Annotated in this window: 4 protein-coding genes and 1 other RNA gene; 2 read left to right on the top strand and 3 right to left on the bottom strand. The window is 62.5% G+C overall.

What is annotated here, in order from left to right:
• Positions 1-396 precede the first annotated feature (396 nt).
• On the bottom strand, positions 397-3,231 hold the full coding sequence (uvrA, locus tag DBY63_RS22390; protein WP_108582856.1) for an excinuclease ABC subunit UvrA: 2,835 nt from the start codon (positions 3,229-3,231) through the stop codon (positions 397-399).
• Positions 3,232-3,500: 269 nt separating this feature from the next.
• Between uvrA and DBY63_RS22385 the strand changes: the two genes are divergently transcribed.
• Both DBY63_RS22385 and ssb read left to right on the top strand, forming a co-directional pair.
• Positions 3,501-4,889: an MFS transporter gene (locus DBY63_RS22385; RefSeq protein WP_108582855.1), complete on the top strand. Its 1,389-nt coding sequence runs from the start codon at positions 3,501-3,503 to the stop codon at positions 4,887-4,889.
• Positions 4,890-4,914: 25 nt separating this feature from the next.
• On the top strand, positions 4,915-5,475 hold the full coding sequence (ssb, locus tag DBY63_RS22380) for a single-stranded DNA-binding protein (protein WP_027601359.1): 561 nt from the start codon (positions 4,915-4,917) through the stop codon (positions 5,473-5,475).
• Positions 5,476-5,520: 45 nt separating this feature from the next.
• On the opposite strand, the gene ssrA is transcribed toward ssb, so the two are convergent.
• Positions 5,521-5,873: a transfer-messenger RNA gene (ssrA, locus tag DBY63_RS22375) on the bottom strand.
• A gap of 81 nt (positions 5,874-5,954) precedes the next feature.
• Entirely contained in the window at positions 5,955-6,431 is a 477-nt protein-coding gene (smpB, locus tag DBY63_RS22370) for an SsrA-binding protein SmpB (RefSeq protein WP_007162671.1), read from the bottom strand.
• Positions 6,432-6,595: the final 164 nt, after the last annotated feature.

The following is a 6,595-nucleotide window of genomic DNA, read 5'->3' as shown; positions in this document are numbered from 1 at the left end:
TTCTGGCGGGGGTGTTGTCTTTGGGGCGGGAAAAGTTTGGCTTGGCCTCGGGGCGCCTAGGCGCTGGGGGGCAGAGAATTGGCCAGCGAAGGCCTGGGGCTGCGTAGCTGAGGTGGCCCTCACCCTAGCCCTCTCCCGGGGGGAGAGGGGACCAGGAGCGGAGTGGCGGAGAGCTTGGCGCAGGGCCTGCCAGATGTGTGCTGCTGACACTCCGCAAAGAGCACAAGAGCCACAACAGCCCGGCTGCGCCGGGCTATCGCGGCCATGGTGGTCCGCCGATGCGGCCGCTCCTACTAGGAGGCAAGTCGTAGGAGCGGCCCATGGCCGCGATAGAGCCTCACCTATAAAAAAGCCCGGCATGCGCCGGGCTTTTTGCCTTCAAGTCGGTGCTCGAGATTACTCCCGGTCACGTTCCAGCAAGGGCTTGAGGAAGTGGCCGGTATAGGACTTCTTGTTTGCCGCGACCTCCTCGGGTGTACCCGTCGCGATGATCTGACCACCCTTGGAGCCGCCTTCCGGACCGAGGTCTACCAACCAGTCGGCGGTCTTGATGACATCGAGGTTGTGCTCGATCACCACCACGGTATTGCCGTGATCGCGTAGTCGATGCAGCACGTCGAGCAATTGCTGGATATCGGCAAAGTGCAGGCCCGTGGTGGGCTCGTCGAGGATATAGAGCGTCTTGCCGGTATCGCGCTTGGACAGCTCCCGGGCCAGCTTCACACGCTGAGCCTCACCCCCTGACAGCGTCGTGGCGCTCTGGCCGAGACGGATATAGGACAGGCCGACATCAATAAGCGTCTGCAGCTTGCGCGCCAGTGCAGGGATGGACTCGAAGAAGGCATGGGCTTCCTCGATGGTCATGTCCAGGACCTCGGTGATGGTCTTGCCCTTGTACTTCACCTCCAGGGTCTCGCGGTTGTACCTCTTGCCCTTGCAGACGTCACAGGCGACGTAGACGTCCGGCAGGAAGTGCATCTCCACCTTGATGACCCCATCGCCCTGGCAGGCCTCGCAGCGGCCACCCTTGACGTTGAAGGAGAAACGCCCCGGGGTATAGCCGCGAGAACGTGATTCCGGAACGCCGGAAAACAGCTCGCGAATGGGGGTGAAGAGTCCGGTATAGGTCGCCGGGTTGGAGCGCGGGGTCCGGCCGATGGGGCTCTGGTCGATGTCCACCACCTTGTCCAGGTGCTGCATGCCGTCGAAGCTGTCGTGGGCAGCGACCTCCAGGGTCGTCGCGCCATTGAGCGCCGTGGCGGTCAGCGGGAAGAGGGTGTTGTTGATCAGGGTCGACTTGCCGGAGCCGGAGACCCCGGTCACGCAGGTCAGCAGACCAACCGGAATCTCCAGGTTGACGTTCTGCAGGTTGTTGCCGCGGGCACCCTTCAGCTTCAGCAGCTTCTTCTTGTCCCGCGCGGTGCGCTTGGCGGGCACCACGATCTTCTTGCGACCCGACAGGTACTGCCCGGTCACCGAGTCGGGATGCCGCATGACCTGGTCGGGCGTGCCTTCCGCGATGATCTGGCCACCGTGCACTCCAGCGCCCGGGCCGATGTCGATGACATAGTCCGCCAGGCGGATGGCATCCTCGTCGTGCTCGACGACGATGACGGTGTTACCCAGGTCGCGCAGGTGAGTCAGGGTGCCTAGTAGCCGCTCGTTGTCGCGCTGGTGCAGACCAATGGAGGGTTCGTCGAGGATGTACATGACGCCCACCAGACCCGCGCCGATCTGGCTGGCCAGGCGGATACGCTGTGCCTCGCCACCGGAGAGGGTGTCAGCGCTGCGATCCAGGGTCAGGTAGTCCAGGCCGACGTTGACCAGGAACTGCAGGCGCTCGCGGATCTCCTTGAGGATCTTGTCGGCGATCTGCTGCCGCTGGCCCTTGAGGGTAAGGTCCTGGAAGTACTGGGTGGCATCGCCCACGGGCAGACGGGTGACCGCCGGCAGGGTCTTGTCGCCGACCCAGACGTGGCGCGCTTCGCGCCGCAGGCGGGTGCCATTGCAGTCCGGGCAGTGCTGGGTGCTCAGGTACTTGGCCAGCTCTTCGCGCACGCTCTGGGATTCGGTCTCGCGATAACGCCGCTCAAGATTCGGCAGGATGCCTTCGAAGGCGTGGGCACGCTTGACGATATCGCCGCGGTCATTGAGATAGCGGAAGTTGACGCTCTCGCGCCCGGAGCCGCTGAGTACCGCCTTGCGATGCTTGTCATCGAGGCTTTTGAAGGGGGCGTCGAGGCTGAAGCCATAGTGACTCGCCAGCGAGCCGAGCATCTGGAAGTAATAGACGTTGCGTCTGTCCCAGCCGCGGATGGCGCCTTCGCTGAGGCTGAGCTCCTCGTTGACCACCCGGCGGGCGTCGAAGAATTGCTTCACGCCCAGGCCGTCGCAGGTAGGGCAGGCGCCGGCGGGATTGTTGAAGGAAAACAGCTTGGGTTCCAGCTCGCCGATGGAGAAGCCGCAGATCGGGCAGGCGAAGCGCGCGGAGAAGACGATCTCCTCCCCCTTATCGCCTTCCATGGGGGCGATGATGGCGATGTCGTCGGCCAGCTTCAGCGCCGTCTCGAAGGATTCCGCCAGGCGCTGCTGGAGGTCTTCGCGCACCTTGAATCTATCCACCACCACTTCGATGGTGTGCTTCTTCTGCTTGTCGAGCTTGGGCAGCTCGTCCATCTCGTGCAGCCGCCCGTTGACGCGGACGCGGACGAAACCCTGGGCACGCAACTCCTCGAACACCGACAGGTGCTCACCCTTGCGCTCGCGCACGATGGGGGCGAGCAGCATCAACCGCTGGCCTTCCGGCATGGCCAGCACCTGGTCGACCATCTGGCTGACGGTCTGGGCTTCCAGGGGCACATCGTGCTCCGGGCAGCGCGGCGTACCGACGCGGGCATAGAGCAGGCGCAGATAGTCGTAGATCTCGGTGATGGTGCCCACGGTGGAGCGCGGATTGTGCGAGGTGGACTTCTGCTCGATGGAAATCGCTGGCGACAGCCCTTCGATGGTGTCCACATCGGGCTTTTCCATCATCGACAGGAACTGGCGGGCGTAGGCCGACAAGGATTCCACGTAGCGGCGCTGGCCTTCGGCATAAAGGGTGTCGAACGCCAGCGAAGACTTGCCGGAGCCGGACAGTCCGGTGATGACGATGAGCTTGTCCCGGGGAAGGGTTAGGTCGATGTTCTTCAGATTATGGGTGCGGGCCCCACGGATGAGGATTTTATCCACGTAGACTTCTGCCTCGTTTTGGCGGCGCTTCACTAGAAAAGAGGTCTCGTCCCGGGCTGCGGCTATCTGCCGCGCCTGTGAGAGAGGGGGTAAGGCTGGTAAAATTAACGGCCCGACAGCGGTGATCGGGCGTTCGTGATCCTGGCGGTCGGGAACGTTCGGACGAGCGCTCGGCTATCTTCACCGCTTCCTCCCTAAATGGTCATTGTCACGACTGTTTTAAAGCTGTGTGGCGACGTAAAAGCCTGTCGCCGACGAGAGGATTATCAATGCTCGACAAGCGCAGTGAAGCCATGAACGGCGTCGAACGCCGTGCCGCCTTCGGGCTGGCCCTGGTCTTCGCCTTTCGTATGCTCGGTATGTTCATGGTGCTCCCGGTCCTGGCGACCTATGGTCAGGAGTTGGCGGATGCCACCCCGGCGCTGATCGGCCTCGCCATAGGTGCCTATGGTTTGACCCAGGCGGTCCTGCAAATTCCCCTGGGGACGCTGTCCGATCGCATCGGTCGACGCCCCATCATCATTGGTGGACTGCTGGTGTTCGCCCTTGGTGCCGCCATTGCCGCCAATGCCCACTCGATCTGGGGCGTCATCGCCGGGCGTGTCGTCCAGGGTGGCGGCGCCATTTCGGCGGCCATCATGGCGCTGCTGTCGGATCAGACGCGCGAGCAGCATCGCACCAAGGCCATGGCTACGATCGGCATGAGCATCGGCGTGTCCTTTGCCGTGGCGATGGTGGCCGGCCCCTTGCTGACCCGTGCCTATGGTCTCGCCGGGCTGTTCTGGGCCACCTGCGGACTGGCACTGGTCGGCTTGCTGATCGTGCTGTTCCTAGTGCCGCACCAGGCATCGCCCTTCGCCCATCGGGAGTCGAACCTGGCGCGCCAGGCACTGGGCACGACCCTGCGCAATCGCGACCTGCTGCGGTTGGACTTCGGCATCCTGGCGCTGCACGCCGTGCTGATGGCCAGTTTCGTCGTCCTGCCGCTGGCCCTGGCCGAACATGCCGGGCTGCCCAAGGAAGAGCACTGGTGGGTCTATCTCACCGCGCTGGTGGTCGGCTTCTTCGCCATGGTCCCCTTCATCATCTATGGTGAAAAGAAGCGGCGCATGAAGCGCGTGCTGGTGGGCGCCATCAGTGTGCTGGTGCTGTGCGAGCTGTACTTCTTCTTCTTCAGCAACAGCCTGGTGGCCCTGGTCATCGGCATCGTGGTGTTCTTTACCGCCTTCAACCTGCTGGAAGCCTCGCTGCCGTCGCTGGTGAGCAAGGTGGCCCCGGCCGGTGGCAAGGGCACCGCCATGGGGATCTATTCCACCAGTCAGTTCCTTGGTTCCGCGTTGGGCGGTATCCTCGGGGGCTGGTTGTTCCAACATGGTGGTCTGTCCACCGTCTTCCTGGGTTGTGCGGCGCTTTGCCTGGGATGGACGGTGGTAGCTGGTACGATGCGGGAACCGCCCTATGTCACCAGTCTGCGTTTGCCGGTTACGCCCGCGCTAGTCAACGACCAGGGATTGGTCGGACGCCTGTTGGCCCTGGCCGGAGTGACCGATGCGGTAGTGGTGGCGGAAGAGCAGGCCGTCTACATCAAGATCGATACTAAAATCGTCGATCGGGCGCAATTGGAGCGACTGGTTAGTCAAACACCGGTCGCCGCTTGATCGACAGCCTCATCAGGAGATTCATATGGCCCGTGGCGTCAATAAAGTCATCCTCGTCGGCAATGCCGGCGCCGATCCCGAAACCCGTTACATGCCCAACGGCAATGCGGTGACCAACGTCACCCTGGCCACCAGCGAAAGCTGGAAGGACAAACAGACCGGTCAGCAGCAGGACCGCACCGAATGGCACCGCGTGGTGTTCTTCGGTCGTCTCGCCGAGATCGCCGGCGAGTACATCCGCAAGGGCTCCCAGGTCTATGTCGAGGGCACTCTGCGTACCCGCAAATGGCAGGGCCAGGACGGTCAGGATCGCTACACCACCGAAATCGTGGTCGACATCAACGGCAACATGCAGTTGCTGGGTGGCCGTGGTGGCAATGCCGGTGGCAGCGACGAATACAACCAGAGCGCGCCTGCGCCCCAGCAGCAGCGTGCCCCCCGTCCGCAGCAGTCGGCCCCGCAGTATGACAACGGTGGCAATGGCGGCAGCGGCAACAGCCGTCCCCAGCAGCAGCCGCAGTCCCGTCCGCAGCAGCAGCCGGCTCAGCAGGACTACGACAGCTTCGACGACGACATCCCGTTCTAAAAGACGGGCAAAGAAAAAGGGCAGCCAGTGGCTGCCCTTTCTTTTTGGTGGAGGCGGGGGGATTTGAACCCCCGTCCGCCAGCTCTCCGCTATCGGTTCTACATGCTTAGCCCTGTCTACTGAGTTAACCCATTGCGGCCCGACGGGCAGGGTGCTTTGGGCGAGCTGTATAAGTTTTAGCCGTTACGTCTACAGCGAACTTGGCGGCGATCCTGTTCTATCTGACAGTCGTTTCGGGTTTACAGGCATCCCCTAGCGACTGCTAGCCGCATTAAGCAGCTAGAGCGTAGTTGTCGTCGTTGGCAACTATAAGTTTGCAGCAGCGAATTTACGAGTTCTGCTACCAGCTCGGCATGCCCCTCAAGTTTCGTTACCGGCGTCGAATCCTAATCGCCCCCAAAACTTGCTGGTCGTTCACTATAGGAATTCCGGCCGTCCGACGCAAGTCATTGCTGACGAAACGTTTTTCGGCCGCTTGGCTATTTGGCGTCCTTGCGGATGGCGCGCTGGATCTCGCGGTCGGAATCGCGCTCGCGCTCGGTCGCGCGCTTGTCGAATTCCTTCTTGCCCTTGGCCAACGCGATCTCGCACTTGACCAGGTGCTTCTTCCAGTAGAGCGACAGGGCGACACAGGCGTAGCCCTTCTGCTGCACGGCGCCAAACAGCTTGCCTAGCTCGCGCTTGTTGAGCAGCAACTTGCGGGTGCGGGTCGGGTCGGCGATGACATGGGTGCTGGCGGTCTGCAGCGGGGTGATGTGGCTGCCCAGCAGCCAGGCTTCGCCGTCCTTGAGCAGCACATAGCTGTCGGTCAGCTGCGCCTTGCCGGCTCTCAGGCTCTTGACCTCCCAGCCTGCCAGGGAAACACCCGCCTCGAAGCGGGTGTCGACGAAGTATTCGTGAAGCGCCTTTTTGTTCTGCGCGATGCTGCCGGGGGAGACTTTCTTTTGCTTGGCCATGATTCCAGGGTACAGCGAGTCAGGGGAAATGTCGCCACGCGCTTGAGCGGGTATGAGCAAACACGGACAATACCGCGGTTCTGGACTGCGGCAGGCTGGTGCGGGAGTAAAATGCGTGCGCCGCCCTCAAATTCAAGGTCCGACACCGATTTCGCTATTCTACG

The sequence above is a fragment of the Pseudomonas sp. RIT411 genome (genome assembly GCF_003057735.2).
GTDB classification, from domain to species: domain Bacteria; phylum Pseudomonadota; class Gammaproteobacteria; order Pseudomonadales; family Pseudomonadaceae; genus Chryseomonas; species Chryseomonas oryzihabitans.
This window is presented reverse-complemented; position numbering and strand designations above follow the sequence as displayed.

What these genes read in the sequence shown, in the direction of transcription:
- smpB (WP_007162671.1), bottom strand. Translation starts at nt 6,431, where the DNA reads ATGGCCAAGCAAAAGAAAGTCTCCCCCGGCAGCATCGCGCAGAACAAA.
- DBY63_RS22385 (WP_108582855.1), top strand. Translation starts at nt 3,501, where the DNA reads ATGCTCGACAAGCGCAGTGAAGCCATGAACGGCGTCGAACGCCGTGCC.
- ssb (WP_027601359.1), top strand. Translation starts at nt 4,915, where the DNA reads ATGGCCCGTGGCGTCAATAAAGTCATCCTCGTCGGCAATGCCGGCGCC.